This is a genomic window from Streptomyces catenulae, from assembly GCF_000718015.1.
Taxonomy (GTDB): domain Bacteria; phylum Actinomycetota; class Actinomycetes; order Streptomycetales; family Streptomycetaceae; genus Streptomyces; species Streptomyces catenulae.
On record NZ_JODY01000002.1, the window covers coordinates 268,282 to 294,653 of the forward strand.

General features: G+C 73.9%; 20 protein-coding genes. 13 read left to right on the forward strand and 7 right to left on the reverse strand.

Going from position 1 to position 26,372, the window contains the following annotated elements:
• Positions 1–368 precede the first annotated feature (368 nt).
• Both IF23_RS0103370 and IF23_RS0103375 read left to right on the forward strand, forming a co-directional pair.
• Positions 369–2,237: an ABC transporter transmembrane domain-containing protein gene (locus tag IF23_RS0103370; RefSeq protein ID WP_037677158.1), complete on the forward strand. Its 1,869-nt coding sequence runs from the start codon at positions 369–371 to the stop codon at positions 2,235–2,237.
• Positions 2,234–4,015: an ABC transporter ATP-binding protein gene (locus tag IF23_RS0103375; protein ID WP_030279569.1), complete on the forward strand. Its 1,782-nt coding sequence runs from the start codon at positions 2,234–2,236 to the stop codon at positions 4,013–4,015. The genes IF23_RS0103370 and IF23_RS0103375 overlap by 4 nt, the downstream gene beginning before the upstream one ends.
• 158 nt (positions 4,016–4,173) lie before the next feature.
• On the opposite strand, the gene IF23_RS0103380 is transcribed toward IF23_RS0103375, so the two are convergent.
• Positions 4,174–4,965 carry a metal-dependent hydrolase gene (locus IF23_RS0103380; RefSeq protein WP_030279571.1) on the reverse strand — a complete coding sequence of 264 codons (792 nt, stop codon included), beginning with the start codon at positions 4,963–4,965 and terminating at the stop codon, positions 4,174–4,176.
• 133 nt (positions 4,966–5,098) lie between these two features.
• Between IF23_RS0103380 and IF23_RS0103385 the strand changes: the two genes are divergently transcribed.
• Together IF23_RS0103385 and IF23_RS0103390 are read left to right on the forward strand one after the other, a co-directional pair.
• Positions 5,099–7,612, forward strand: coding sequence for a DEAD/DEAH box helicase (locus IF23_RS0103385; protein ID WP_030279573.1), 2,514 nt, complete (start codon positions 5,099–5,101; stop codon positions 7,610–7,612).
• 37 nt (positions 7,613–7,649) lie between these two features.
• Positions 7,650–8,510 carry an acyl-CoA thioesterase gene (locus IF23_RS0103390; RefSeq protein ID WP_030279574.1) on the forward strand — a complete coding sequence of 287 codons (861 nt, stop codon included), beginning with the start codon at positions 7,650–7,652 and terminating at the stop codon, positions 8,508–8,510.
• Here the strand turns inward: IF23_RS0103390 and IF23_RS0103395 are convergent.
• Positions 8,447–9,382, reverse strand: coding sequence for a DUF6397 family protein (locus IF23_RS0103395; protein WP_037677161.1), 936 nt, complete (start codon positions 9,380–9,382; stop codon positions 8,447–8,449). The two genes, IF23_RS0103390 and IF23_RS0103395, sit on opposite strands and share 64 nt — an antisense overlap.
• A 75-nt stretch (positions 9,383–9,457) precedes the next feature.
• Positions 9,458–9,886: a roadblock/LC7 domain-containing protein gene (locus IF23_RS0103400; RefSeq protein WP_030279577.1), complete on the reverse strand. Its 429-nt coding sequence runs from the start codon at positions 9,884–9,886 to the stop codon at positions 9,458–9,460.
• Between the two features lie 155 nt (positions 9,887–10,041).
• Here IF23_RS0103400 and IF23_RS0103405 point away from each other — a divergent pair, with 155 nt between their 5' ends.
• Together IF23_RS0103405 and IF23_RS0103410 are read left to right on the forward strand one after the other, a co-directional pair.
• Positions 10,042–10,470: a PPOX class F420-dependent oxidoreductase gene (locus IF23_RS0103405; protein WP_030279578.1), complete on the forward strand. Its 429-nt coding sequence runs from the start codon at positions 10,042–10,044 to the stop codon at positions 10,468–10,470.
• A 166-nt stretch (positions 10,471–10,636) separates the two neighbouring features.
• Positions 10,637–11,248, forward strand: coding sequence for a class I SAM-dependent methyltransferase (locus tag IF23_RS0103410; protein WP_030279580.1), 612 nt, complete (start codon positions 10,637–10,639; stop codon positions 11,246–11,248).
• 3 nt (positions 11,249–11,251) lie between these two features.
• Here IF23_RS0103410 and IF23_RS0103415 read toward each other — a convergent pair whose 3' ends face one another.
• Positions 11,252–12,181, reverse strand: coding sequence for an oxygenase MpaB family protein (locus tag IF23_RS0103415; protein WP_030279582.1), 930 nt, complete (start codon positions 12,179–12,181; stop codon positions 11,252–11,254).
• 216 nt (positions 12,182–12,397) lie between these two features.
• Between IF23_RS0103415 and IF23_RS0103420 the strand changes: the two genes are divergently transcribed.
• On the forward strand, positions 12,398–13,180 hold the full coding sequence (locus IF23_RS0103420; RefSeq protein WP_030279584.1) for a hypothetical protein: 783 nt from the start codon (positions 12,398–12,400) through the stop codon (positions 13,178–13,180).
• 572 nt (positions 13,181–13,752) lie between these two features.
• Here the strand turns inward: IF23_RS0103420 and IF23_RS0103425 are convergent.
• Both IF23_RS0103425 and IF23_RS0103430 read right to left on the reverse strand, forming a co-directional pair.
• Positions 13,753–14,157, reverse strand: a complete 405-nt coding sequence (locus IF23_RS0103425; protein WP_030279585.1) for a VOC family protein — start codon at positions 14,155–14,157, stop codon at positions 13,753–13,755.
• 486 nt (positions 14,158–14,643) lie between these two features.
• Positions 14,644–14,826 carry a hypothetical protein gene (locus IF23_RS0103430; protein WP_030279587.1) on the reverse strand — a complete coding sequence of 61 codons (183 nt, stop codon included), beginning with the start codon at positions 14,824–14,826 and terminating at the stop codon, positions 14,644–14,646.
• Positions 14,827–14,973: 147 nt separating this feature from the next.
• On the opposite strand from IF23_RS0103430, the gene IF23_RS0103435 reads away from it, so the two are divergent.
• From IF23_RS0103435 to mmuM, 4 genes are all read left to right on the forward strand, one after another.
• Positions 14,974–16,812, forward strand: coding sequence for a helicase-related protein (locus IF23_RS0103435; protein ID WP_037677166.1), 1,839 nt, complete (start codon positions 14,974–14,976; stop codon positions 16,810–16,812).
• Positions 16,813–16,895: 83 nt separating this feature from the next.
• Positions 16,896–18,227 (forward strand): SWF or SNF family helicase, encoded by a 1,332-nt coding sequence (locus tag IF23_RS0103440; RefSeq protein ID WP_051739187.1) that lies wholly within the window; start codon positions 16,896–16,898, stop codon positions 18,225–18,227.
• 178 nt (positions 18,228–18,405) lie between these two features.
• Positions 18,406–21,366 carry a glycoside hydrolase family 2 TIM barrel-domain containing protein gene (locus IF23_RS0103445; protein ID WP_030279591.1) on the forward strand — a complete coding sequence of 987 codons (2,961 nt, stop codon included), beginning with the start codon at positions 18,406–18,408 and terminating at the stop codon, positions 21,364–21,366.
• A gap of 183 nt (positions 21,367–21,549) precedes the next feature.
• A complete protein-coding gene (gene mmuM / locus IF23_RS0103450) occupies positions 21,550–22,470 on the forward strand; it encodes a homocysteine S-methyltransferase (protein WP_030279592.1) in 921 nt (306 codons plus the stop codon).
• A gap of 143 nt (positions 22,471–22,613) precedes the next feature.
• Here the strand turns inward: mmuM and IF23_RS33895 are convergent, their stop codons facing one another.
• Complete coding sequence (locus tag IF23_RS33895) at positions 22,614–23,447, reverse strand: hypothetical protein (RefSeq protein WP_030279593.1); 834 nt, start codon at positions 23,445–23,447, stop codon at positions 22,614–22,616.
• Positions 23,448–23,585: 138 nt separating this feature from the next.
• Between IF23_RS33895 and IF23_RS0103460 the strand changes: the two genes are divergently transcribed.
• Both IF23_RS0103460 and xylB read left to right on the forward strand, forming a co-directional pair.
• Complete coding sequence (locus IF23_RS0103460) at positions 23,586–24,551, forward strand: acetylxylan esterase (RefSeq protein ID WP_030279595.1); 966 nt, start codon at positions 23,586–23,588, stop codon at positions 24,549–24,551.
• Between the two features lie 131 nt (positions 24,552–24,682).
• Positions 24,683–26,113: a xylulokinase gene (gene xylB, locus IF23_RS0103465; RefSeq protein ID WP_030279597.1), complete on the forward strand. Its 1,431-nt coding sequence runs from the start codon at positions 24,683–24,685 to the stop codon at positions 26,111–26,113.
• Positions 26,114–26,372: the final 259 nt, after the last annotated feature.

Sequence of the window (26,372 nt, forward strand, 5' to 3'; positions counted from 1 at the left end):
AATCAACCGGCCACCGCGCCAGCCTGCCTGGACGTGTCCGCGACGCCGCGTCATCCGCCCTGCCCGGCGGGGCCGCGGCATCCGGTGCGCGTACCCGCACGGTGACGGCCCGGCGCCCCATCGGCGGCGGGCGCGGGCACCGGGCACCACGGGCGCACCACACCGTCCCGGACCTCACCCGCCCCCGACGCCGACCACCTCGGGCCCACCGACCGCGCCCCTCACACCAGGTCCGCATCCGCCTCCGACCCCGACCGTACGAAGCGCGTGACCGCTCCCCCTCCGGTCCGCCCCGCGCCACCAGGGCCGCATCCGGCCCGCCACCCCGTGCGCCGCCCCGGCGCCCCACCTCAACGTCTCTGGACACCATGCAGATTCGCGACCTTCCCTATGCCGACCCCGGCGAACCCGACGCCCGCAGCGGCGGCGCGCTCCTCCGCTGGCTCTACCGCAACCAACTGGGCGGCCAGCTCAAGGCCCTCTTCTGGGGGCTGGTGCACACCGGTGCGCAGGCCACGTTCCCGGTACCCGTCGGCCTCGCCGTCCAGGCGGTCGTCGACCGGTCCGGCTCCCGACTCGCCCTCGCCGGCGGACTGCTGGCCGTCCTGGGCGCGCTCGTCGCGCTCGGCGACACGATGCTGCACCGGGCGGCGGTGACCAACTGGATCACCGCGGTCGCCCGGATGCAGCAGCTCCTCGCCCGTAAGGCCACCGACATGGGCTCCGCCCTCACCCGCCGGGTCGCCTCCGGTGAGATCACCACCGTCGGCACCGGCGACCTGGAGAAGATCGGCTGGCTCGTCGAGGGCGTCTCCCGCTTCGGCGCCGCGGCCGTCACCTCGGTCGGCGTCTGTGTCGCCCTGGTGCTCTACCAACCGGCCCTCGGCACCGTCGTCGCCGTCGGCGCCCCCGTCCTGGCACTGGCGGTCCTGCCGCTGCTGCCGCACGCGACCCGCCGCGCCGACGCCCAGCGCGAGAAGGCCGGACGCGCCACCGAACTCGCCTCCGACACCGTCGCCGGACTGCGCGTCCTGCGCGGCATCGGCGGCGAGGACCTCTTCCTCGACCGCTACCGCACCGCCTCCCAGGAACAGCGCCGGGCCGCGATCCGCAGCGCCCGCATGTGGTCGCTGATCTCCGCCGTCCAGGTCGCCCTCCCGGGGCTGCTGCTCGTCGCGGTGGTCTGGTACGGCGTCCAGCTCGCCCTCCAGGGCCGGATCGCGGTCGGCGAACTGGTCACCGTCTACAGCGCCGTCACCTTCCTCCTCTTCCCGCTGCGTCACTTCGAGGAGACGGCCATGGCGTACGCCTTCGCCCGTCCCTCCGCCGACCGCGCCGCCCGGGTGCTGGCCCTGACCCGCCCCAGCGGCGGCGGTGTCACCCCGGACGGCCCGCTCACCGGCGATCTGCACGACCCGGTGACCGGACTGACCGCGGCCGCGGGCCGGTTGACCGCCGTGGTCTGCGGCGATCCGGATGCCGCCGGACGGCTCGCCGACCGCCTCGGCGGCCACCCACCGGACACCGAGCCCACGCCCGCCGCCTCCGACACGCCCGATGCCGCTCCCCCGGCCCCGGCCGAGGCACCGCCGTCCGTCCTGCTCGGCGGCACCCCGCTCGACGCCGTGCCCCGCGAGACGGCGCGCGCCGCCGTCCTCGTCCAGGACAAGGACCCGACGCTGCTCTCCGGCACCCTCGGGGACCTTCTCGACATCCCTGCCTCCGGCCGCGTCGAGAGCGCCGACGCCCTCGACGCCGCGCAGTGCGGCGATGTGCTGACCGCGTTGGCCCAGGCATCGGACGACCCGTCCGGCGCCCCGGACTCGGCCCGGATCGCCGAGCGCGGCCGCTCCCTCTCCGGCGGCCAGCGCCAGCGCCTGGCCCTCGCCCGCTCCCTGGTGGCCGACCCCGAGGTCCTCGTCCTCGACGAGCCGACCAGCGCCGTCGACGCGCACACCGAGGCGCGGATCGCCGACGGGCTGCGGGCGCTGCGCACCGGCCGCACCACCGTCGTCCTCACCGCCAGCCCGCTGCTGCTCGACCGGGCGGACGAGGTGGTGTTCCTCCGCGGCGACGTTCTCGTGGCCGCCGCACCGCACCGCGACCTGCTCCGCACCTGCCCCGCGTACCGCGCCGTCGTCACCCGCGACACCGCCCCGCCCGACCCGCCCGGCGACGACCGTCCGCAGCCCGCGGGCGCCGCCGCCCGTACCGCACCGATCGAGGAGACCGCATGATCGGCCTGGCCCCACCGGAGCACGATCCGGACACCCCGCAGACCGCCACCACCCTGCCGGTCGGCTCCCCGGCGACGGTGCGCTCCTACGTGGCCGGGCTGCTGCGGCGCCACCGCACGGCGTTCGCGCTGCTCATCGGCGTGAACACCACGGCGGTCGTCGCCTCGATGATCGGCCCCTACCTTCTGGGCGGGCTGGTCGAGGACCTCTCCTCCGGTGCCACCTCCCTCCCGCTGGGCACGACCGTCGCGCTCTTCCTCGCCGCGCTGCTGGTGCAGACGGTCTTCGTCCGCATCGTGCGGCTGCGCGGGGCGGTGCTCGGCGAGGAGATGCTGGCGGATCTGCGGGAGGACTTCCTCGTCCGGTCGGTGGCGCTGCCGCCGGGCGTCCTGGAGAAGGCGGGCACCGGCGATCTGCTCTCCCGGATCACCACGGACATCGACCGGCTCTCCGAGGCCATGCGGGAGGCCGTGCCGCAGTTGGCCATCGGGGTGGTCTGGATCGCCCTGCTGCTGGGCGGGCTGGTGGTCACCGCGCCCCCGCTCGCCGTGGCCGTCGTCATCGCGCTCCCGCTGCTGATCATCGGCTGCCGCTGGTACTACGCCCGTGCCCCGCGCGCCTACCGCTCCGAGGCCGCCGGGTACGCCGCAGTGGCCGCCGCCCTCACCGAGACCGTCGACGCGGGCCGCACCATCGAGGCGCACCGCCTGGGCCGACGGCGGGTGGCCCTCTCCGAGCAGCGGGTGCACTCCTGGACCCGCTGGGAGCGGTACACCCTCTATCTGCGGTCGGTGTTCTTCCCGGTGATCAACGTGACGTATGTGCTGCTCCACGGCACGGTCCTGATCCTCGGCGGCGTCTTCGTGCTGCGGGGTTGGATCACCCCCGGGCAGCTGACGACCGGTGCGCTGCTGGCGCAGATGATGACCGAGCCGGTCGACATGGTGCTGCGCTGGTACGACGAGTTGCAGGTGGCGCAGGTCTCCATCGCCCGGCTCGTCGGCGTACGGGAGATCGAGCCGGACGCCACCGACGCGGCGCTCGCCCCCGAGGGCCGGGACGTCCACGCCGACGAGGTCCGCTTCGGCTACCGCCCGGGCGTGGACGTGCTGCACGAGGTGTCGCTGCGGGTGCGGCCCGGCAGCAGGCTCGCACTCGTGGGCCCGTCCGGGGCCGGGAAGTCGACGCTCGGCCGTCTGCTCGCGGGGATCTACGGGCCCCGGACCGGTTCGGTGACGCTGGGCGGCGCGGAGCTGTCCGCCATGCCCGCCGAGCGGGTCCGCTCCCATGTGGCGCTGGTCAACCAGGAGCACCACGTCTTCGTGGGGTCGCTCCGCGACAATCTGCGGCTGGCCCGCGCCGACGCCGCCGAGGACGAGCTGTGGGCGTCGCTGACCGCGGTCGACGCCGAGGGCTGGGCGCGGGCGCTGCCGGACGGGCTGGACACCGAGGTCGGCTCCGGCGGCCATGCGCTGCCCCCGGCGCAGGCGCAGCAGATCGCCCTGGCCCGGCTGGTGCTGGCCGATCCGCACACGCTCGTGCTCGACGAGGCGACCTCGCTGCTCGACCCGCGGGCGGCCCGCAGTCTGGAGCGGTCGCTCGGGCAGGTCCTGGACGGCCGTACGGTCGTGGCCATCGCCCACCGGCTGCACACCGCGCACGACGCGGATCTGATCGCGGTGGTCGAGGCCGGTCGGATCAGCGAACTGGGCAGCCATCAGGAGTTGGTCGCCGCCGACGGTGCGTACGCGGCGCTGTGGCGCTCCTGGCACGGCTGAGGTGCGGGTGCGGCAGCAGCGGCGCTCCCCCTCGGGACGGCCGGGCTCCTGCGCGGCGGGCGTCGGCCCGACCGGCGCGGTGCCCCGGCCGGTCGCGGCGGCGGTGACCGGCCGGGGCGGCGCCGCGGTGAGCCGCGCCGCCCGGGCCGGGTCACGGGTCAGACGTACCCGAGCGCTCCGAGGGCGCCGATGCCGCCGAGGAGCATGAACGCGGGCATGAGGATCTTCAGCTCGATCCAGCTTCCGGCGCGGAACCGCATGGCCTGCGGCGGACCGACCGGGAACCAGCGCTTGCGGCCTATCGGTATGGGCCACAGGATCGGGCAGCCCGACACCGTCAGGGCGTCGCCGATGTCGTGCACCAGCGCGCCGAGGACGATCGGCAGGCCCAGCCAGAGGTACTCCTGGCCCGGGTCGGTGAAGAGCCAGCCGGCACCGTTGCCCGGCTCGTCGAGGATGCCCACCAGGATCCACGCCATGGTGGCGCCCAGGAGCCACACCAGGATGTCGCTGGAGACCCGGGCCGCGCGCCACAGCAGCCCCTCGATGGCCAGCACCATGTGGACGAAGAGGATGCCCAGCACCGCCCACCGCCCGCCCTCGACGGCGAGGAGCGACATGCCACCGCCGACGAGAGCGGCCCAGAGCCAGGTGTGGGTCAGTGTGCGGTGACCACCGGAACGGTTCGAGTCGCCGCGCATCTTCGTCGCCTTGTACACGGCGTGCGAGAGCTTGTCGACCACATCGCAGACCATGCGCGACAGCGGTCCGAAGGAACGGGAGATGGTCGCGGACTTGTGGTCCAGGTCGGGGGCGAGTGCCGCCCCGGCGCAGATCAGGGCGCCGCAGACGAGCACGGGCCAGGGCATCGGATACCCGGCGCCTGCTGCCGCCGCACCCACCCCCAGCCAGGCCGCGGCCCCGGACAGCGAATGCGCCGGTCCCATCATGGTCGTTCCCCACCCCTTGAATTCCGGTGTCCGGTCTCTGTGACGCCTGGTCGGCCACACAGCGTAACGCCAGATGATCTCCATATGAGCGGCCGGTTCCCGGATACGGGCCGGGGCCAGGCAGTATGGGGGCGTGACCCTCATCGATCATTTGCCGAACGACGCCGACCCCGATGCCCTCTTCGAAGCCTTTTCGAGTTGGGCCGAGCAGCAGGGCATCGCGCTCTACCCTGCCCAGGAGGAGGCGCTGATCGAAGTGGTCTCGGGCGCGAACCTCATCCTGTCGACCCCGACCGGTTCCGGTAAGAGTCTGGTGGCGGCTGGCGCCCACTTCACCGCGCTCGCCAACGACCAGGTCACCTTCTACACCGCGCCGATCAAGGCGCTGGTGTCGGAGAAGTTCTTCGATCTGTGCAAGCTGTTCGGCACCGAGAACGTCGGCATGCTCACGGGCGACGCGTCCGTGAACGCGGACGCCCCGGTGATCTGCTGCACCGCCGAGGTGCTCGCCTCCATCGCCCTGCGCGACGGCAAGGACGCCGACATCGGCCAGGTCGTGATGGACGAGTTCCACTTCTACGCGGAGCCGGACCGCGGCTGGGCCTGGCAGATTCCGCTGCTGGAGCTGCCGCAGGCGCAGTTCATCCTGATGTCCGCGACGCTCGGTGACATGTCGCGGTTCGAGGAGGACCTGACGCGGCGCACCGGCAAGCCGACGTCGGTGGTGCGCTCCGCGACCCGGCCCGTTCCGCTGTCGTACGAGTACCGGGCGACGCCGATGACGGAGACGCTGACCGAGCTGCTGGAGACCCACCAGTCGCCGGTCTACATCGTCCACTTCACCCAGGCGGCCGCCGTGGAGCGGGCGCAGGCGCTGATGAGCATCAACATGTGCACGCGCGCCGAGAAGGACGAGATCGCCAAGCTCATCGGGAACTTCCGGTTCACCACGAAGTTCGGGCGGAACCTGTCGCGTTACGTCCGGCACGGCATCGGTGTGCACCACGCGGGGATGCTGCCCAAGTACCGGCGGCTCGTCGAGAAGCTGGCGCAGGCCGGTCTGCTGAAGGTGATCTGCGGGACGGACACGCTCGGTGTCGGTGTCAACGTGCCCATCCGTACGGTGCTGTTCACCGCGCTGACCAAGTACGACGGCACCCGGGTGCGGACGCTGCGGGCCCGGGAGTTCCACCAGATCGCGGGGCGGGCCGGCCGGGCCGGTTTCGACACCGCGGGCTTCGTCGTGGCGCAGGCCCCCGATCACGTCGTCGAGAACGAGAAGGCGCTGGCGAAGGCGGGCGACGATCCGAAGAAGCGCCGCAAGGTCGTGCGGAAGAAGGCGCCCGAGGGGTTCGTCAACTGGGGTGAGAACACCTTCGAGAAGCTGATCGCCTCCGACCCCGAGCCGCTGACCTCGCGTTTCCGCGTGACGCACACGATGCTGCTCTCCGTCATCGCCCGGCCGGGCAATGCGTTCGAGGCGATGCGGCGGCTGCTGGAGGACAATCACGAGCCGCGCCGCAATCAGCTGCGGCACATCCGGCGGGCCATCGCGATCTACCGGTCGCTGCTGGACGGCGGCATCGTCGAGCGGTTGGACGAGCCGGACGCGGAGGGCCGTATCGTGCGGCTGACCGTCGACCTCCAGCAGGACTTCGCGCTGAACCAGCCGCTGTCGACGTTCGCGCTCGCGGCGTTCGACCTGCTGGATCCGGAGTCGCCGTCGTACGCGCTGGACATGGTGTCGGTCGTGGAGTCCACGCTGGACGATCCGCGGCAGATCCTCGCGGCCCAGCAGAACAAGGCGCGCGGCGAGGCGGTCGCGCAGATGAAGGCCGACGGCGTCGAGTACGAGGACCGCATGGAGCGGCTCATGGACGTCGAGTACCCCAAGCCGCTGGCGGATGTCCTCTTCCACGCCTACGGGCTGTACCGCCACAGCCACCCGTGGGTCGGCGACCATCCGCTGTCGCCGAAGTCGGTCATCCGCGACATGTACGAACGCGCCATGACCTTCACGGAGTTCACGTCGTTCTACGAGCTGGCGCGTACCGAGGGCATCGTGCTGCGGTACCTGGCGAGCGCGTACAAGGCGCTGGACCACACTGTCCCCGACGATCTCAAGTCCGAGGACTTCGAGGACATCATCGCCTGGCTGGGCGAGATGGTGCGGCAGGTCGACTCCAGTCTGCTGGACGAGTGGGAGCAGCTGGCCAATCCGGAGACGGAGACGGCGGAGGAGGCGGCGGAGCGCGCCGATCAGGTCCGTCCGGTCACGGCGAACGCGCGGGCGTTCCGGGTGCTGGTCCGCAACGCGATGTTCCGGCGGGTGGAGCTCGCGGCGCTGGACAAGGTCGAGGAGCTGGGCGAGCTGGACGCGGACTCCGGCTGGGACGTCGATGCCTGGGGCGACGCGATGGACGCCTACTGGGACGAGTACGAGGAGCTGGGCACCGGACCGGACGCGCGTGGTCCCAAACTGCTCCAGATCGAGGAGGATGCGGAGCACGGTCTGTGGCGGGTGCGGCAGACCTTCGCCGACCCGAACGGCGATCACGACTGGGGCATCTCCGCCGAGGTCGATCTGGCCGCCTCCGACGAGGAGGGACGTGCGGTGGTGCGGGTGACGGAGGTGGGGCAGCTGTGAGTGAGATGTGGCGGGCCGCGGCGGAGAGCTACCGGCCATGACGAATCCGGCGGAGAAGCTGGTCGATCTGCTCGATCTGGAGCAGATCGAGGTGAACATCTTCCGTGGCCGCAGCCCGCAGGAGTCCCTCCAGCGGGTCTTCGGCGGGCAGGTCGCGGGCCAGGCGCTGGTGGCGGCGGGGCGGACCGTGGCGGACGACCGGCCGGTCCACTCCCTCCATGCGTACTTTCTGCGCCCGGGCCGCCCCGGGGTGCCGATCGTGTACCAGGTCGAGCGGGTGCGTGACGGGCGGTCCTTCACCACCCGCCGGGTCGTCGCCGTCCAGCAGGGACGCACGATCTTCAATCTGACCGCCTCCTTTCACAAGCCGGAGCCCGGCTTCACCCATCAGTTGCCGATCCGTCAGGTGCCCGGGCCGGAGAATCTGCCGACGATCGCGGAGGAGGCCCGCGCGCATCTGGGCGCGGTGCCCGAGGCGCTGGAGCGCATGGCCCGGCGGCAGCCCTTCGACATCCGGTACGTCGACCGGCTGCGGTGGACGCCGGAGCAGCTCGAGGGCGCCGAGCCGCGCAGCGCGGTGTGGATGCGCGCGGTCGGGCCGCTCGGTGACGACCCGCTGGTGCACACCTGCGCGCTGACCTACGCCAGCGACATGACGCTGCTGGACGCGGTCCGCCTCCCCGTCGAGCCGCTGTGGGGGCCACGCGGCTTCGATCTCGCCTCCCTCGATCACGCCATGTGGTTTCACCGGCCGTTCCGTGCCGATGAGTGGTTCCTGTACGACCAGGAGTCCCCCATCGCGACGGGCGGCCGGGGTCTGGCCCGCGGCTCGATCTACGACCGCGAGGGCAGGCTGCTGGTCTCCGTCGTCCAGGAGGGCCTCTTCCGGCCGGTCTGAGGGGCGGCCGGTCCGCGCCGGTCGGGCCTGGTCGGCCCGGTCGGTGCCGCGGGCCGTCGGCGGCGGGGGACGGAGGACGGTCCGCTGGTGACGCTCCGCGGACGGTGCGGTGCCTCGTCGCGGGCCCGTTCGACGGCTCGGTTGAGGTTGACGCGGTACCACAGCACCTCGTCGAACGCCTCGGCGACCAGGACGCTTTCGTAGGCTTCGCGGGCGGCCGGGGTGGCGGTGATCACGGAGGCGAAGTGGGGCTTGAGGTCGCGGAGCACGGCCCGTTCCGCCGTGTCCGGGACGACGGAGGCGAATTCCTCCGGGGGCAGCACCGCGGCGAGGACGGCGGCCGCTTCCCAGGCGTCGGCCGCCTGTCCCATGAGCTGGGCGACGCGTCGGCCCCGCCATTGGCGAGGGCGCCAGTCCTGGCCCTCGTCGAGCATCGTCCGTACCGCCGCCGGGGTGTTGGTGTGCAGCAGCTCGGGGGCGCGGTCGGCGAAGGCGGCGACCTCCGAGGCGAGGTAGAGCCAGACGAGGACGCCGTAGCGGTTGACGTAGAACCTGACCGGGGTGAAGCAGCCCGATTTGGTCAGGCGCAGGAAGCGGCTGGGGCCGATTCCCATGAGGGCGGCGGCTTCCGTGGTGCCGACGGTGTGGAGCCGCTCCCGGAAGACGTCCGGGTAGTCCGGCGCGGACCGCAGCCGGTGGATCTCTCCGACGGGGACGCGGCGCCGGAGGTGCGCGACTGCGGGCCGCGGAGTCATTCCCGCCGGGACCGTGCGTACCGCGCCGAGCTGGATGGCCAGCTCCAACTCCCCCGTCCTCAGCTCCAGTTCGCGGGCGGCCTGGCCCATCGTGAGTGTCTGCTGTCCGTCGTGCATGACTGTCATGGAAATCCCCCGCAGTCCGATTGGTCACTGACAGTCACGACTGTAGCGGGGGTGTGTGACAGTCGGTCAACCCTGCTCTCGCCCCTGTGGATAACTCTGCGGATTCTGCGGTTTGCGGGCCGCGACGCCGAGATGTTCGCCGACGCGATTGACGAGCAGCGTCATCTCGTAGGCGATCTGTCCCATGTCGGCGTTGCGGCCCGCCAGTACGCACAGGCAGCTGCCGTCCCCCGCGGCGGTCACGAAGAGGACCACGTCGTCGAATTCGACCATCGTCTGCCGCACCCGACCGGCGCGGAAGTGGTGCCCGGAGCCCTTCGCGAGGCTGTGCAGGCCCGAGGCGACCGCGGCCAGATGCTCCGCGTCCTGTCGTGCCAGGCCCTGGCTCACGCCGGTGACCAGGCCGTCGTTGGAGAGAACCAGCGCGTGCCGCACCTTCTCCACACGCTGCGTCAGATCATCCAGCAGCCAGTCGAGCCCGCTGGTCAGTGCCATGCTGCTTCCTCCCCGTGTCCCCGTCCCCGCCAGTGGCGCGGACGGCAGCCGGTACATGACTGCTGTGCCAGCGTGGCTCACCTCCGGCGTCTCGGCAAGCGGCCCTGCGGCGTGCCCTGCGCAGCACGATCGCTGCGGATGGGGAGTATGTGCCCATGGCACGAAAAATGGCGAAAGAAGAGTGGCTGAAGTTCCTCTCCGGGGGAACCCGCACCGGCAAGTTGTCGACCGTACAGGCCGATGGCCGTCCCCATGTGGCACCGGTCTGGTTCGTCGTGGACGGCGACGAATTGGTGTTCAACACGGGCGAGGAGACCGTCAAGGGCCGCAATCTGCTGCGGGACGGCAGGGTGGCGCTGTGTGTGGACGACGAGCGGCCACCGTTCTCGTTCGTCGTCGTCCAGGGCACCGCCGAGATCGGTGAGGACGTGGCGGACGTCCGGCACTGGGCGACCCGTATCGCGGCGCGCTACATGGGCGAGGAGCGGGCCGAGGAGTTCGGTGCGCGGAACGGGGTGCCCGGGGAGTTGGTGGTCCGGGTCCACGTCGACAAGGTGGTCGCCATGGCCGACCTCGCGGCGTGAGCCCGGGGCGGTGCGGCGTCCGGTGACGGGCCGCGCCGCCCCGGGAAGCGCCGCTCGCGGCAGACTGGGCCACGACCCCGGTGCGGTGACGGCCCGTCCATCCACCGCGCCGTCCGCCCCGGCGCCGCCCTTCCCGGTGGCCGCCGCCCCGCCCCGGAGGAGCCCGATGCCCGACGGAGAGATCCGACACCCGCAGAAAGTACGGGAGTTCTTCGGTCCGCGTGCGGCCGACTGGGAGGCCCGCTTCCCGGACGACGGACCGGCCTACGCAGCCGGGGTCGCCGCGCTGGAGCTGCGGCCCGGGCAGCGGGTCCTGGACGCGGGCTGCGGCACGGGCCGGGCGCTGCCCGCGCTCCGGGCTGCGGTGGGGGCGCGCGGAACCGTCCTGGGCGCCGACCTCACCCCGGAGATGCTGGATGCCGCCGTACGGGAAGGGCGGGACGCTTCGGCGTCGCTGCTGCTGGCGGACGCGTCCCGCCTTCCCGTCGGCGACGCGGTGCTCGACGCCGTCTTCGCCGCGGGGCTGATCTCCCATGTCCCGGACCCCGCGGACAGCCTCGCCGAATGGGCCAGGGCGGTCCGCCCCGGGGGACGGCTGGCGCTGTTCCATCCCGTGGGCCGGGCCGCGCTCGCCGCCCGCAAGGGCCGGGCGCTCACCCCCGACGACCTGCGGGCGGAGCCGAATCTCCGGCCCCTGCTGGCCGCCGCGGGCTGGGAGTTGGTGCGGTACGCCGACGAGGAGCACCGCTATCTGGCGCTGGCCGTGCGCAGGGGCTGAGCGCTACGCCGACTCCCCCGGGCCGGTCGCCCCGGGGGCCGTCGACGGAGCGGGACCTTCCGTGTGCGGCACCGGGCAGGTCCCGGCGCGGCGCCCCGGGAAGGTGCCCAGGTCGGCGATGCGGAAGCCGTTGGGGTAGCCCTTGATCTCGGGGTTCTGCCGGGCGTAGTGCGGGCGGCGGCGCGGTGGCATCAGCCGTACCGCGCGGGCGCGCAGCCGCAGGGCGGTGCGCACCGCGGTACGGACGGCCGGGCGCGGCGGCTTGTACCGGAAGGCGGTGATCAGGGAGTCGTCCAGGAGGGCCATGCTCGCGCCGCGCACCACCGGGGCGAGCGGGCCGTACCAGCCCGCCATGAGGTCCAAGGTGGCGTCCGAAACCCGCCGGGCGCCCTCGTCCCAGCCGAAGTGGGCCTCTTCGTAGCTGTCGAGGCAGTGCGCGAACTCCTCGTAGGTGCGCGGGATGCCGGTGATGCCCATGTGGCGGCCGAGAGTGGCGTAATACGTCACCAGGGCGCGGATCTCGTGGTCGCTGAGCCGCCGCCACCCGTACTGGTCGATCCAGCGTTTCGGCACCACGACGAAGGTGCACAGGACGTAGCGCATGTCGTCGTTGCTGATGTCGTAGCTGCGGTGCATCTGGTTGATGCGGCGGATCGCGGTGCGGCCTTCGGCTCCGTCGAAGCCGTGCTCGACGACGGCGTCCAGGAGGAGCGCGGTGTCGTCGTAGCGCTTCTGGGTGCGGTCGGTGAGTTCGGCGGTCTCGGCCAGCAGGCGGCCGATGCTGGGCACCGCGTAGGTGCGGTAGAGGGCCAGTTCGAGGGCCCGGGTCATGTCCCAGGGGAATTCGTGGGTCGCGGTGATGCGGTAGATCCGCAGGTGATCGCGTTCCGGGTCGAGTCGCCGGATTTCCTTCAGCCAGTCGTAGCGCTGCACCTGGTATGCCCCATCCGTTCGATTGGAAGGCTTCGACCTTAGGTGCCCGGGGACGTGCCCCGTCCGTGTGCCGGACAGCGTGGCCGGAAGACGCCGTGACGTGTTCCGGCCGCAGCACGGCGGGCTGCGGAGGGCATCAGCCTCTGGTGACAAGGCCGTACCGAGCCATTTAAGGTGCGCCGACGACTGTCGGACGGACCGGATGGGGTGGCTGGCGTGGCGACGAGCGAGGACGCTGGCGACGACCAGTTGTTCGTGCTGACGGCGTTGGTGTTGACTCCCGCGCAGTTCCCGAGCGTGCTGGGCGACGACTATCCCGAGGTGTGCGCGGGCCTCGGTCTCGAACCGTACGCCGAGGGGTACGGCCTGGTCCTCGGGCAGGACGGCCGGGGCGCCCGGTGGACGGTGGCCACCGAGGACGTGACCCTGGTGGCGTGTGCCGTCGCCGCCTGGGACTGCGGCATGGAGTACGACCTCTCCCCCGGGGAGGACAGCGTCGTCGCCGCGCTGCCCGGCTGGCCGCTGGCACTGGCCGTGGCCGCCCCCGGGATACCCGAACCGCACGATCCGGCCCCCGATGAGGGCGGCCGTCCGGCGCTGACCCCGCCGGACGCCTCCGCGTGGGGGCCGGCGCAGCGGCGGTTGGGGGCCGACGAGATCGCGATGCAGTGGGCGGTGTGGCGAGAACAGACCGACGGCGAGGCGACGTTCGTGGCGCCCGGTACGCAGCCGCACGCGGGGGTCCGGCGGGTCCTGGCCGAGGCACGCGGCTATGTGACGCAGCCTCCGCCGCCGGGGCGGGTCCGGTCGTCGTTCGCCGCGGGCGAGGCGCGCACCCTGCGGGTGGACGGCCCGGGGTGGAGCATGGTGGCCCGCACCGACGACATCGCGTTCGTGCTGCTGGACGAGGAGCCGGGCGAGGTGCATCCCGTCGGCCGTGGCCCGGAACTTCCCGCGTTGCTGACGTCGTTGGAGGCGCTCGCGGCCCGCCCCGTCTGAGGGTGGTCCGGGCATCGCCGGTGCGTCGACGTCGATTGTCAGACCCTCGTGATGGACTTGTCCTGCATCGGTCGACAAGGCTCACGGGGAGGCATTGATGCAGGTGATGAGTGGTGCGCGCGTCCGGATGACGGTGGCGGGACAGGCTCGTGGACGGACCTTCGGCACGGCGGGACGGATCGGCGGTACGGCGGACGCCGGAGTGTTCACCGGGGCGGCGGAAGCAGGGGCTTTGACGGTTCGCGGCGAGGGCCGCGGATGTGGCTCGGGGGCATCCGGCGGCGGGGGGTTCCGGGTCGGCCGCGCCTCTGTGGCGGACCGCACCGGAGCGGGCTCGCGCAGGAAGGGCGACACGATCATCGGGGCCCGTCGGCACCCTTCGGACAACCACCGGCCGGTGGCGCCGCGCCCCGCGTACCGGTGCCCTGACACGGGCGCGCAGGCCGTACGACGGGGATGAGCAGGGGCTGACCGGCACGGCGTCCGGTTCGGTCTGACACAACCAGGAGAGGAGAGGAAACGCCGTCCGGCCCGGGGCCTTGCCCGGGGCGGGCGGCTCGCCCGAAGGCCCGTCAGGAGTTCGACCAGCCGCGGGTGGAGAGCACGAGGCGGTAGCCGTCGGGGTCCTCGATGGTGACGCCCCATTCGTTCCAGTAGGGGTTCGGCGAGCTGACACGCGTGCCGCCGTGCGAGACGAGCCGGGACACCAGCTCGTCGGGGACGGGGCCGTCCAGATAGATGACCAGCAGGTCCTCTTCGGTGGGGCGGGGTTCCTCGGGGTGCCGGGCGTCGTGGACGAGTTCGAGGTGCCAGGGGGCGTCCGGGTGGCCGACCATGAGCAGGTCGTGCAGCCCGGGTTCGCCGGTCGCCCGGTGGAGGACGGTGAGGTCGAGCCCCTGTACCCAGAACCGTTCGGCCCGGGCGAGATCGCGGGACGGGCGGGCGATACGGATGTGGCTGGCACCGGTGAACGGCACGGTGGCTCCCTCGGGCTGCGGGCTTCGGCGGCGGACGGGCTGTCCGCCTGCGGTCGTGTCCGCGAGCGAGCGTAGGTACGGGAGGGGCATGCAGACATCGGGCCACGGTCCCGGTCCGCTCGGCAGGGGTCCGGGTCCGGAGACCTAGGGCGTGTGCGCGGCGTTCCGTCGTTGTTCCAGCGTTCGCCCGGCGGACGTGGAGCGCGGCGACGGGGCATGTCCTCATGAGGCGGAGGGGCGCCCGGACCTCGGGTGCCCGGGCCCCGGACCGTGTGTGTACGGGTGTGGTCCGACGGCGCCACGGAGCGCACCTCGGGCGGCGTGTACAGCCCCGGGCACATGGCGCCGAGCGGATTCAGGCGCTGCGAGCGACCTCCGGCGTCGGGGGGAAACGGTCACCGGCGGTTGCGGGAATGCCGAAGGCGCCCCCGTGGGCAGCGGGTGTTCGCCCGCTGCCCACGGAGGGCGCCCCGGCTTCTGCTCGCCTCAGCGGCCCAGCTGCTTGCGGTTCACGTTCCGCAGGCGGCGGCGCTGGGAGGGGTCCAGCGCCAGATAGGCGACGACCGGCACACCGACCATCACCAGGAGGGCCGCCCAGAGCGGCAGCAGCCACAGCAGGATCACTCCCGCCGCGACGCCACCCACTGCGACCTTCGCCCGTGTGGACATCGATTCACTCCCCTTCCGCGGCACGTACCGCGCTCTGTCACTTCTTGAACGCCGTCCAGGCGCCGCAGGTTCCATGAACAGCTTGCGCGTCCTGTACCCTCGGGCGCCACATCGGGCAGTAGTCAAACTTGAGGAGTCCGTGTCACCGTGACCCACCTCCCGCTGTCACCCGCCACCCCTCGACCAGCTCTGTCAGCCACCCTCGCCGACTGCGCGGCCACCTTCCTGCCCTCGGATCCACCGCGTGCCGGACGGATCGCCTTCTGGCGTCCGGACGGTGCGCCCCTGGACGCCGCCCCCGACTCCTCGGGCGCTCCCACCACGCCCGCACCGGCTCCGGACGGAGAGCACCCCGTGGCCCCCGAACAGCTGACGGTGGCGCTCCCCGGGGACGGCAGCGGCATCGCGCTCCGCGACGTACCGGCTCTCCTGCTGCCCGTCGCGGAGGCGCTCCCGCTGCTCACCCGCGCCCGGGGCGGTGGCGGCGCGGATCCCTCCGTCGCCTTCTGGGGTACGGCGGGGGTGGTCGCGCTGCAACTCGTCGCCCGGGGACGGCTGCTGCCCGGACTGAGCCCCCAGGGGTACGACGCCTGGCGGCTGGGGCCGTTCGATGCGGCGGACGGGGAGCGGGTGCGTGCGCTGGCCGCCGCCCTGCCGCCGTACGCGCGCGCCGCGCCGCTCCCCGCGCCGGACGGCACCGGTCCGGAGGGCGCCGTCCTGCTGCCGGAGGCGGAGCGGCATCTGCGGGCCTTCCTCGATGCGGTGGCCGACGGGCTGCCCCGCTCCCCCGCCGCCGAGCTCCTCACCGGCGCCCCGGCCTTCGCGGCGTCCGCCCCGCAGCACATCCCGGAGCAGCACGCCTGGGCGGCGGAGATCGCCGCCGGGCACGATGCGGGCGTACGGCTGTCGCTGCGGCTGGAGGTCCGCGGGCCCGGCGGGCTGTCCACGGCCGCCGGGGAGGGCGCGCCGGACCTCCTCGCCGCCCCGGGGAGCCTCACCTTCGCGGCCGTCCTCCAGGTGCACAGCGTGACGGACCCGGGTGTGGTGGCGGACGCGGCGGAGGTGTGGGCCGGGGGCCCGGCGGCCGGGGAGGCGTTCGGTGCGCGGGCCCGGATGGACACCCTGGTCACGCTGCGCCGGGCCGCCGCCGCGTGGGCGCCGCTCGCGCCGCTGCTCTCGGCGGCGGTACCGGACACGCTGGAGCTGGACGACGAGGAGGTCGTCGCCCTGCTGGGCCCGGCGGGGCGGTCGCTGGCCGCCGCCGGGGTGCAGGTCCGGCTGCTGACCTCGCTCAAGCAGATCTGCAACCACCCGGCGCAGTACCTCAAGGAGCTGGACGCCGCCCCGACGACCGCCTCCGTACGGCCGGAAGAACCCGTTCCGGTGAACGAAACCGGGGCTCCTACGGGCGCTCCGGTTTCGGAGGGCGTGGGGAACTCGCCGCGGATTGCCGGGCGTTCGGGAAAGGTGGAACTGCTCGACGAACTGCTGGAGACCCTGCTGGCCGAGGAGGCGAGTGTGCTGGTGTTCACGCAATACGTACAGATGGCGCGCCTGCTGGAGCGGCATCTGACGGGGCGCGGCATTCCCGTGCAGCTGCTGCACGGTCAGACGCCGGTGGCGCGGCGGGAGGAGATGGTGCGGCGCTTCCAGGAGGGGGCGGTGCCGGTGTTCCTGCTGTCGCTGAAGGCGGCGGGCACCGGGCTCAACCTCACCCGCGCCTCCCATGTCGTGCACTTCGACCGCTGGTGGAACCCGGCGGTCGAGGCCCAGGCCACCGACCGGGCGTACCGCATCGGGCAGACCCAGCCGGTCCAGGTGCACCGCATGATCACGGAGGGCACGGTCGAGGACCGTATCGCCGGGATGCTCGCCCGTAAGCAGAAGTTGGCCGACGCGGTGCTCGGCGCGGGCGACGCGGCGCTGACGGAGCTGACCGACGCCGAGCTAGCGGAGTTGGTCACCCTGCGGGGAGAGCACGGATGACGGGGTGGCCGGGCCCTCGGGGGCACGACGGACAGGACGTACGGGAAGGCGAGGAGGACAGGGTGACGGGGGTCGTGGCGGAGATGCGGGCGGAGTACGGGGAGGCTTCCTCCGGCGGGCGCGAGGCGGTGCCCGAGCGGACGTTCGCGGCGCTGCCCGCGGTGCGCGGCGGGGCGTTCGCGCAGAGCTGGTGGGGCCGGGCGTGGCTGAAGGCGCTGGAGGACACCGCGCTCGACGGACAACAGGTCAAGCAGGGGCGGCGGCATGCGCGGGCCGGTGCGGTGGGGGCCGTGTCGGTGCGGCCCGGGCGGATCACGGCGATGGTGCGGGACCGCGACCACACCCGGCACCGCACCGATGTCCTGTTGCAACAGCTCGACCCGCGGGAGTGGGACCGGCTGCTGGATGTGATGGCGGACCGCGCCGGGCACATCGCCGCGCTGCTCGACCGCGACCTGCCGCCGGTGCTCGCCGAGGACGCCTCCGATGTCGGCATCACGCTTCTGCCGGGCATCGGCGATCTGGAGTCGGAGTGCAGCTGCGAGGAGTGGGACCACTGCGCGCACTCCGCCGCGCTCTGCTACCAGCTGGCCCGGTTGCTGGACGAGGACCCGTTCCTGTTGCTGCTGGTCCGCGGCCGCGGGGAGCGGGAATTGCTGGACGAGTTGCAGGCCAGGAGCGCGGCGCGGGCCGCCGACGCCTCCGGGGAACGGCCCCCGGCGGTCCTCGGCATCCCCGCGGCCCAGGTCTACGCGGCGCGGGAAGCGCTGCCGCCGCTGCCTGACCTGCCGCCTCCCGTGGACGCCTGGGACGATCCGGCTCCCCTCGGGGGCGGCACCCCGCCCGAGCCCGGGGTGGAGGTCGCGGCGCTGGAGCTGCTGCGGGCGGACGCGGCGGCCCGGGCCCGGGAATTGCCGCCCCTGCTGCTTGCCGCCCGGCCCGGTCAGCTGCCGCCCGCACTCACCCGCGCGCAGGACACCGTACGGCTGGCGGCCGCCGATCCCGGGCCCGCGGCGGTAGCGCGGCTGGCGGCGGGTTCGGGGCGTGATGCGCGGACGATGGCCCTGGCGGTGCGTGCCTGGCGGCTGGGCGGCGCGGCGGCGCTCGACGTCCTGGAGGAGGACCGGGTGCCGGATCCGGCCGATCTGGTGCGCGCCCGGGCGCAGCTCGCCGCCGCCTGGCCGGACGCCGCGCGGCCCGAGCTGCGGATGGCGCGGGCCCGTTGGACGGTGCGGGGCGGCGCCGCCCAGCTGCGGCGCGGGCGGGACGGGCGCTGGTGGCCGTACCGCAAGGAGCAGGGCCGTTGGGCACCGGCCGGAGCGGCGGCGGAGGATCCGGCGGCGGCGCTCGCCACCGCGATATCCGGCCCGGACGCCCCGGACCGGCGGGACGGCGCGGGCGGGGACGCCCGGTAGCGCCCGCCGTTCGCGCCGGTCCGTCCCGGGTGCGTCCGGGTGTCCGCCCGGCCGATCCCCGCCGCCCTCCTGCGGGCGGGCGGCGGGGCGTGCTTCGCTGGACCGATCCCCATCGCACCGATCCCCGTACCGCACCGCCGCCCGCCACCGGGCCGGTGCCCCGCAGCGAGGAGGAGCCATGAGCGGTACCCCACCGGCGCCCGGCCGGACCACCGTGCCGTATCACGAGGACCGGTCGCCGGGGAGCGGTGCGCTGCCGCCCCGGCCCTGGTACGCCGGGTCGGACGCCGCACGGCTGTCGTTGAACGGCCGCTGGCGGTTCCGGCTCTCCCCCACGGTCGCCGATACGGACACCGCGTTCACCGCCCCGGAGTTCGACGACGCGGGGTGGTCGGAGCTGGAGGTTCCGGGCCACTGGGTGCTCCAGGGACACGGCGCGCCCGCGTACACCAACACCGCGTACCCGTTCCCGGTCGATCCGCCGCGGGTGCCGGACGAGAATCCGACCGGCGATCACCGCCACCGCTTCGATCTGCCCCCCAACTGGCCGGGCGGCCCGGCGGTGCTGCACTTCGGCGGGGTGGAGTCCTGCGCCCGGGTGTGGCTCAACGGCACGGAGCTGGGCCACTTCAAGGGCAGCCGGTCGGCGCACGAGTTCGCGGTGGGCCCGCTGCTGCGCCCGCGCGGCAACGTCCTGGCCGTCCGGGTGCACCAGTGGTCGTCGGGCAGCTATCTGGAGGACCAGGACCAGTGGTGGCTGCCGGGCATCTTCCGGGAGGTGGAGCTGCACAGCCGTCCCGAAGGCGCGGTCGCCGACCACTTCGTGCACGCCGGGTACGACCACACCACCGGCCTCGGCACGCTCCGCGTCAGCTGCGATCCGCCGGGCCGGGTGACGGTGCCGTCGCTCGGCCTGGATCTGGCGACGGACGAGAGCGCCACCGTCGCGGTCCGCCCGTGGACGGCGGAGGACCCGGTGCTCTACGACGGCGAGCTGGTCACGCCCGGCGAGCGGATTCCGCTGCGGATCGGCTTCCGCACCGTCCGGGTGGCGGACGGGCTGTTGCAGGTCAACGGCCGTCGGATCCTGCTGCGCGGTGTCAACCGCCATGAGTTCGACCCGCACCGGGGCCGGGCCCTGGACCGCGGGACGATGCGGCGGGATCTGCTGATGATGAAGCGGCACAACCTCAACGCGGTGCGCACCAGCCACTATCCGCCGCATCCGGCGTTCCTCGACCTCTGTGACGAGCTGGGGATGTGGGTCGTCGAGGAGTGCGATCTGGAGACCCACGGCTTCCGGGCGCTGGGCTGGCGGAACAATCCGGTGGACGATCCGCGCTGGGAGCCCGCGCTGCTCGACCGGGCCCGCCGCACGGTCGAGCGGGACAAGAACCATCCCAGCGTGATCATGTGGTCGCTGGGCAACGAATGCGGCACCGGGCAGGGGCTGTCCGCGATGGCCGCCTGGATGCGGCGGCGGGATCCGTCCCGACCACTGCACTACGAGGGCGACCCGAGCTGCGCCGACACCGATGTGTACTCCCTGATGTACGCCGACCACGCCGAGGTGGAGCGGATCGGGCGGCGTACGGAGGAGCCACCGGACGATGCCGAACTGGCCGCCCGGCGGCGTGATCTGCCGTTCGTCCTGTGCGAGTACGGCCATGCGATGGGCAACGGACCCGGTGGACTGAGCGAGTACCAGCGGCTGTTCGAGACCTATCCGCGCTGCCAGGGCGGCTTCGTCTGGGAGTGGCTCGATCACGGGCTGCACCGCACCACCCCGCAGGGGGCGGAGTTCCACGCCTACGGCGGCGATTTCGGCGAGGAGCTGCACGACGCCAACTTCGTCTGCGACGGGCTGGTCTTCCCGGACCGTACGCCGTCCCCAGGGCTGACGGAGTTGAAGAAGGTCGTCGAGCCGGTACGGATCACGGAGGGCGGCTCCGGCGACGGTCCGCCGCGGACGGTCGTGATCCGCAACCTCCATGACTTCGCGGACCTTTCGGGGCTGGCGTTCTCCTGGGCGTACGAGGTGGACGGCGTGGCCCACGCCTCGGGCACCCTGACCGTCCCGGACACCGCGGCGGGCGCGACGGCCGAGGTCGAGCTGCCGCCGGTGCTCTCCGCACCTGGTGGGACGCGCGCCGACGGGTCCTATCCGGAGGCGTGGTGGACGGTCCGGGCGGTGCTGGCGGAGGGAACGGCGTGGGCAGCGGCCGGGCACGAGGTCGCCTGGGGCCAACTGCCCGCACCGGCGCCCGGCGACCGCACCGGCCCGCCCGTCGGCCCCCCGGTGGCGCCGCGCCGTTCGGGGGCGGATCTCACGCTGGGCCCCGGTGTCTTCGACCCGGCGACGGGCCTGCTCACCGCCGTGGCGGGCGAGGCGGTGCACGGCCCGCGGCTGGAGGTGTGGCGGGCGCCGACCGACAACGACGAGGCGGCGTCCGGCCCATCGGATCCGGGCCCCGCCGCCGCCTGGCGCCGGGCCGGGCTGCACCGGATGCGGCACCGTACGGACGACGTCGCCCTCTCACCGGAGGCACTGACGGTGCGCACCCGGGTCGCGGCCGCCGGGACGGACGCGGCGCTGCGTGTGGTCCACCGCTGGACGGCCGCGGCGGAGCTGCTGCGGTTGGAGGTGACCGTCGAGCCCGAGGGGGAATGGCATGTTCCGCTGCCTCGGCTGGGGCTGCGGATGGCGGTGGCCGGGAGCCTGGGCCGGGTGCGGTGGTACGGCGGCGGACCCGGCGAGGGCTACCCCGACAGCCGGGCGGCCGCGCGGCTGGGGCGCTGGGAGTCGTCCGTCGACGCACTGCAGACGCCGTACGTCCGCCCGCAGGAGAACGGTGCCCGGCCCGGTGTGCGGTGGGCGGAGCTGACCCGGGCCGACGGTACGGGCCTGCGGATCGACGGCGTACCGGAGTTCTTCCTCACCGCCCGGCGCTGGACCACGGAGGAGCTGGACGCCGCCCGGCACACCACGGATCTGACGCCCGGTGAGCGGGTCCGGCTCCACCTCGACCATGCGCAGCACGGCCTCGGCAGCCGCTCCTGCGGCCCCGGTGTGCTGCCCCGGTACCGGCTGACGGCCGGGCCCGCCCGGTTCGCGTTCACGTTCTCCGCGGTGCGGTGAGGCGGCCGTGACGGGGCACCGGGCGAGCCGCCGGAGCGCCCGCACACCGCCCTGACCAGGACCGTACCGACTCCGCCGGGCCGCGGGTGGCGGTCCGCCGTCACCGGGCGGCGTTACGATCCGGACGGACGGGCCGGGTGACGCCCGGTCCTCCTGTGCCGTGTTCTTCTGGAGAGGATTCCGATGGTCCGTACGTCTGTGCCGTTTGCCGAGGCGCTCGCCGCGGGGCCGGTGGTTCTCGACGGCGGGCTGTCCCACCAGTTGGAGGCCGCGGGGCACGATCTCGGCGACGCGCTCTGGTCGGCGCGGCTGCTCGCCGAGGATCCCGAGGCGGTGACCGAGGCGCACCGTGTGTACTTCGCGGCGGGGGCGCAGGTCGCCATCACCGCCAGCTATCAGGCGACGTTCGCGGGGTTCGCCCGGCGTGGGATCGGCGCCGCCGAGGCCGGGGCGCTGCTCGGCCGCTCGGTGGCGCTGGCCCGGGAGGCGGCCGGGCGGGCGCGGGCGGACGGTGTCGCCGGGCCGCTGTACGTGGCCGCGTCGGCCGGGCCGTACGGCGCGATGCTGGCGGACGGTTCGGAGTACCGGGGGCGCTACGGCCTGACCGTGGCCGAGCTGACGCGTTTCCACCGGCCCCGGCTGGAGGTCCTGGCGGCGGCCGGTCCGGATGTGCTGGCGCTGGAGACGGTGCCGGACGCCGACGAGGCGCGGGCCCTGGTGCGGGCGGTGCGCGGGCTGGACACCCCGGCGTGGCTCTCGTACAGCGTGGCGGGGGCGTGCACCCGGGCGGGGCAGCCGCTGGAGGAGGCGTTCGCGGTGGCGGCGGATGTGGACGAGATCGTCGCCGTGGGCGTCAACTGCTGTGCGCCCGCGGACACGGACCACGCCGTCGAGGTGGCGGCCCGGGTGACCGGTAAGCCGGTGGTGGTCTACCCCAACAGCGGGGAGAGCTGGGACGCCGGGGCCCGCACCTGGTGCGGTGCGCCGGAGTTCCGGGTGGAGCAGGTGACCGGCTGGGCGGCGGCCGGGGCGCGGCTGATCGGCGGCTGCTGCCGGGTGGGCCCGGAGCAGATCCGCGCGTTGGCGGCGCAGCTGCGGGGGTGAGGGGCGCGGTGCCCGCGGGCCGCCGGGTGTGGCCGCGGCGCCCGTCGGCCCGTACGGGCGTGTCCCCGCGGGGCCGCGCGGTCCCGGAGCGGCAGCCTCCGGGTGCGCCGTCGGGCCCGGGCCGGGCGGCGCACCCGTCACGCTCAGGAGAGCGGGGCGTGCAGCTTCTTCGTGCCGGAGCGGTTGCCCATCAGGCTGCAGCTGACGCTCTTGATGCCGAGGTTGTAGCCCTTGAGGTTGGGGAACTGCACATAGGTCCCCTCGGCGGTGCCGGAGGGCTGGCGGGCGGCCTTGCTCTCCAGGTCGCTCTTGCAGATCTTCGCCGCCTCGTCCTTGATGTCGGAGCTGGAGGTGAAGCCGGAGCGCAGCTGGTGGATGCTCACCACCTCGGCGTCGTGGGCGTCGTTGCAGGACGCCGCCTCGTTGTTGCCGCTGCCGTCCGCCGGGAGGTCGTAGCAGTCGCCGACCTGCAGCTTGAAGAACGGGATGGTGCTCTCCGACGGCGAGGCGCTCGCGGGGTCGGACGGGAAGTCCGTGGCGGTGGCGGGGTCGTCCGGTGTGGCGCTCGGCGAGGCGTCGGTGCTGCGGGACGGCGTGGCACGGTTCTTCTTGTCGTCGTCGCCGTCACCGCTCAGCGCGATGATGCCGAAGACGACGGCGAGCACCAGCACACCGCCGCCGATGATCGCCGCGATGATCTTCCCGTTGCCGCCGCCGGACGGCGGCGGGGGCGGCGGCCAGCCCCCGGGAGCGCCGGGTCCGCCCGGGCCCGCCGGGCCGTAGCCGGGACCGGCCGGACCGAAGCCACCGGGCGGCGGACCGGCCGGCTGTCCTCCCGGCGGCGGGAAACCGCCCTGCCCGTAACCGCCCTGCACCGGGCCCCCGGCACCGTAGCCGCCGGGCGGCGGGCCGAAGCCGCCCTGACCGTCGTTCGGGGGCTGGTTCGGCGGGGGCGGCGGAGGCGGAGGAAAGCTCATGGCAGAGATAATCGCTTCTTTGCGGGGTCTTGGGAAACTCGGTGACAGAGCTGGGGCGAACGACGTCTGAAATGTCCGGCAGCTGGGCACGGGTTGGTCCGCAGCCACCCGCTCCACCCTACGGCCCGGAGGTTTGACGTGTTCATCGACCTGCCCCTGGACGAACTGCGCCGCTACCGCCCCTCGGTCCCCGAACCGCCCGGCTTCGACGCCTTCTGGCAGCGGACCCTGACGGAGACCCGCACCCACGACCTCGACGCGCGGTTCACCGCCACCGACGCCGGGCTGGCCCTGCTGGACACCTACGACGTGGAGTTCGCCGGGTTCGGCGGGCACCCCATCCGCGGCTGGTTCCTCGCCCCGCGCGGCGCCGCCGGGCCGCTGCCGTGCGTGGTGCAGTACCTCGGCTACGGCGGCGGGCGGGCGCACCCCCACGACTGGCTGCTGTGGCCGTGCGCCGGGCTGCCGACGCTGGTGATGGACGCGCGCGGGCAGAGCGGCCCCAACCGGCCGGGCGACACCCCCGATCCGGTCGGCGCGGCCCACCCCGGGGTGCCGGGGAAGATGACGCAGGGTCTGCTGGACCCGGAGACGTACTACTACCGGCGGCTGTTCACGGACGCGGTCCGGGCGGTGGAGGCGGCGGGTGTCCATCCGGTGGTGGATCCGGCGCGGATCGTGGTGTCCGGGCGCAGTCAGGGCGGGGCGTGCGCGCTGGCGGTGGCGGGTCTGGTGCCGGAGGTCGCCGGGGCGCTGATCGACGTCCCGTTCCTGACGGACGTCCGGCGGGCGCTGGAGATCACCAAGGAGGAGCCCTACGGGGAGTTGGTCCGGTACTTCGCGGGTGAGCGGCTGCACATCGACCGGGCGCTGGCCACCCTCGACCACGTCGACGGGCTGAACTTCGCGGTCCGCGCCCAGGCGCCCGCGCTCTTCGACACCTCGCTGCACGACCCGATCACCCCGCCGTCCACCGGCTTCGCCGCGTACCACCACTACGCGGGCCCCAAGGAGCAGCGGGTGTGGCGGTTCAACGGGCACGAGGGCGGCGGCGGGCATCAGCGGGCGGAGCAGCTCCGGTTCGTCCGCGAGCTGTTCGGCTGAGCCTCCGGGCGCCCCGGGCCGTGGATCCGGGGCGTCCGCGCCCCACTAGCATGCGGCACGCGCGGGGAGTGCCCCCGGGCATGCGGTGGCCGAACGGCCCGGTCCGCGGCCGGGCGGAGGGAGAGAGCGCGATGGGCGCACAGGCAGCGGGACCGCTCGTCGTCGGTGTGGACAGTTCGACGCAGTCCACCAAGGTGCTGGTGGTGGACGCGGCGTCCGGCACGGTCGTCGCCCGGGGCCGGGCCCCGCACGCCGTCGGCGGCGGGGCGGGCAAGGAGAGCGATCCGGGGCGGTGGTGGGCAGCGCTCGGTGCGGCGCTGGGGCAGTGCGGGGAGGCGGCGCGGCAGGCGGGCGCGGTGTCCGTGGCCGGGCAGCAGCACGGGCTGGTGACGCTGGATGCGGCGGGTGCGCCGGTGCGGCCCGCGCTGTTGTGGAACGACGTACGGTCCGCGCCGCAGGCGGAGCGGCTGGTGGCGGAGTTGGGCGGGGCCGCCGCGTGGGCCGAGCGGGTCGGCAGCGTGCCGGGCGCGGCGTTCACGGTCGCCAAGTGGGCCTGGCTGCGCGAGCACGAACCGGCCGCGGCCGCCGCCACCACCGCGGTCCGGTTGCCGCACGACCATCTCACCGAGCGGCTGACGGGTGCGGCGGTCACCGACCGGGGCGATGCGTCCGGCACCGGTTGGTGGTCCTCGGCCACCGAGGCGTACGACACCGGGATCCTCGACCACGTCGGGCTGGACCCGGCCGCGCTGCCGCGCGTCGCCCGCCCCGGGGAGGTGGTGGGCACCGTACGGACCGATGAGCTGCCGCTGCCGCGCGGGGCGTTGGTGGCGGCGGGTACCGGCGACAACATGGCGGCGGCGCTGGGGCTCGGGCTGCGGCCCGGTCGGCCGGTGCTGAGCCTGGGGACGTCCGGCACGGTCTACGCGGTCTCGCGGCGGCGCCCGGCCGACCCGTCCGGGACGGTCGCCGGTTTCGCGGACGCGCGCGGCGACTGGCTGCCGCTGGCCTGCACGCTCAACTGCACGCTGGCCGTCGACCGTATCGCCGCGCTGCTGGGCCGGGACCGGGAGGCGGTCGAGGCGGGCGGCGAGGCGGTGCTGCTGCCGTTCCTCGACGGGGAGCGGACCCCGAATCTGCCGGGGGCGTCGGGGCTGCTGCACGGGTTGCGGCACGACACGACACCCGGTCAGGTGCTGCAGGCGGCCTACGACGGCGCGGTGTTCGCGCTGCTCAAGGCGGTGGACCAGGTGCTCGACGCCGAGTCGGCGGCCGATGCGCCGCTGCTGCTGATCGGCGGCGGCGCGCGGGGCCGGGCGTGGCGGGAGACGGTGCGGCGGCTGTCGGGGCGCCCGGTGGAGGTGCCGGACGCCCGTGAGCTGGTCGCCCTGGGCGCTGCAGCGCAGGCCGCGGGGCTGCTGCTGGGCGAGGACCCGGCGGCGGTGGCGGAGCGTTGGGGCACCGCCCGCGGCACCGCGTACCCGCCGCGGGAGCGGGACACCGCCGCCTGGGAGCGGCTGACGGCCACCCTGGCCGACGGGGAGGCGCTGCTGCGGCGGTGAGGGCCGCGTCCGGGCCGCTCCCCGGGGCGGTCCGGACGCCTCGCCGCCGCTCCCGGGGCGGGCCGCGCGACGCGCCCGGCCGCCCCGGGGATCACTACGGCGTCCGGGTGACGGCGTGTCACCCCCAACTCGCCTGTAGGACCTGCGAGTTCCGTCTTTGGTTCGCCCATTGGCAGCACCCGAAGACCCTTGGCAGCCGGGGGGCGGCTGCGCATCATGAACACACCGGCCACACGTGTCATGTACGCGTCCCCCCTCG